Annotated in this window: 2 protein-coding genes; one reads left to right on the top strand and one right to left on the bottom strand. The window is 60.5% G+C overall.

Features of this window, described 5'->3' with window-relative positions; all coding sequences use genetic code 11:
• Window positions 1-335: transcriptional regulator domain-containing protein (locus tag ACGYLA_RS19475; RefSeq protein WP_394434625.1), on the top strand; the 335-nt coding region annotated here is incomplete at its 5' end.
• Here ACGYLA_RS19475 and ACGYLA_RS19480 read toward each other — a convergent pair.
• Window positions 301-1,439 (bottom strand): IS3 family transposase gene (locus ACGYLA_RS19480; protein ID WP_394376330.1). Its coding sequence is split into 2 segments (ribosomal slippage): window positions 301-1,184 and window positions 1,184-1,439, totalling 1,140 coding nucleotides; the frame shifts between segments, so codons are not numbered across the junction. The genes ACGYLA_RS19475 and ACGYLA_RS19480 overlap by 35 nt on opposite strands.
• Window positions 1,440-1,637: the final 198 nt, after the last annotated feature.

Here is a 1,637-nt window from a genome sequence, read left to right on the forward strand (position 1 = left end):
GCGCGTCCGATCTTGCCTGGGAATGGCTGCGCCGCAACAAGCGCTACGCAAAGGACTATGCGACCCTCTCGAAGGCCGCCCCGGACGACGCGCCTCTGAAAGAAGCGCTCCTCGACAAATGGGGGTTACGATTTCGCGACCGATCCCAACCTCCCGGCTCCAAAGGCCTGCGCACTCTGGGACCCCCGGATCGATCCCTCGGCGGTCGTGCTGCAGAAGGCTCCGGAGGTCCTGAGCGGAGAAGTGGCTCGGTTTGTCTGAACAGGTTCCGGACGTTTTCTAAGTGGTTTTCCGTCTCGGTTACGCCGCTGCCATATCGGGCAGCATCGGGTTGAAGTAGGCTTGATCGGGCGTCCTGCCGTCAAGGGATGAATGGGGGCGGCGCCCGTTGTAGAAGCCGATGTAGCGGCCGATGCCGGTTCGCGCCTCGGACACACTGGAGTAGGCCCGAAGGTAAACCTCCTCGTACTTGATGCTCCGCCACAGCCTTTCAACGAAGACGTTGTCGCGCCACGCTCCTTTGCCATCCATGCTGATCTTGATCTGCCGGGCTGCCAAGACCTTGATGAAGTCGGTGGACGTGAACTGGCTGCCCTGATCCGAGTTGAAGATCTCGGGCTGGCCATACTTCGCCAGAGCCTCCTCCAACGCCTCGATGCAGAAGCCTGCGTCCAGCGTGATCGACACCCGCCATGACAGAACTCGGCGCGTGGCCCAATCGACCACCGCCGCGAGATAGATGAAGCCGCGGGCCATGGGAATGTAGGTAATGTCCATCGCCCAAACATGATTGGGACGAGTGATGGTTAGATTCCTGAGCAGGTAGGGGTAGACCTTGTGCCCCGGAGTCGGTTTCGAGGTATTGGGCTTGCGATACAACGCCTCGATGCCCATGCGCTTCATCAGGGTGGCGACGTGCAGGCGCCCCACGGTGTGTCCCTCCTGGACCAGCAGCCCCTTCAGCATCCTGCTGCCTGCAAACGGAAACTCCATGTGCAATTGGTCGATCCGGTGCATCAGCTTAAGATCAGCCTCGCCAACCGGCTGGGGCTGATAGTAGATGCTGCCCCGGCTGATCCCGAGGACCATGGCTTGGCGCGACAAGCTGAGCTTTGCATTTCGATCAATCATCTTTTTGCGCTCGGCAGCAGACCCGCCTTGCCGAGCGCGCCGGACAAAAAATCGTTCTCCAGCGTCAGCTCTCCGATCTTCGCATGCAGGGTCTTCACGTCGATCCTGGGCTCGGCATCGCCCTTCGGGGCTTCGCCGAATACGCCGGTCGCACCTTCCAGGAGCTGGTCTCGCCATTGCTTGATCTGGTTCGGATGCAGGTCGAAATCCTGCGCCAGCTCGACCAGGGTCTTCTCACCCTTGATCGCAGCCAGCGCCACCTTCGCCTTGAACGCCGGACTATGATTCCGGCGCGGTCGTCTTGCCATGGGTCTTCTCCTCGCTCGCAGCATCATGCTGCTCTTGCGCGGAAAATCCACTTATCCCGACTGTTCAGTTTTCCCCGGCCACTTCTCTCCAATCTGGATCGGTCGAAAATCCCACTGGTCGACGCCGACATTTATGCTGTTTCGCGAGCCTGCCCATTGGTCGTGGACGTGGCCGAACAGCTGCAGGGCGCCTCTGCG

The sequence above is a fragment of the Sulfitobacter sp. 1A13679 genome (assembly GCF_043557115.1).
GTDB lineage: Bacteria > Pseudomonadota > Alphaproteobacteria > Rhodobacterales > Rhodobacteraceae > Sulfitobacter > Sulfitobacter faviae.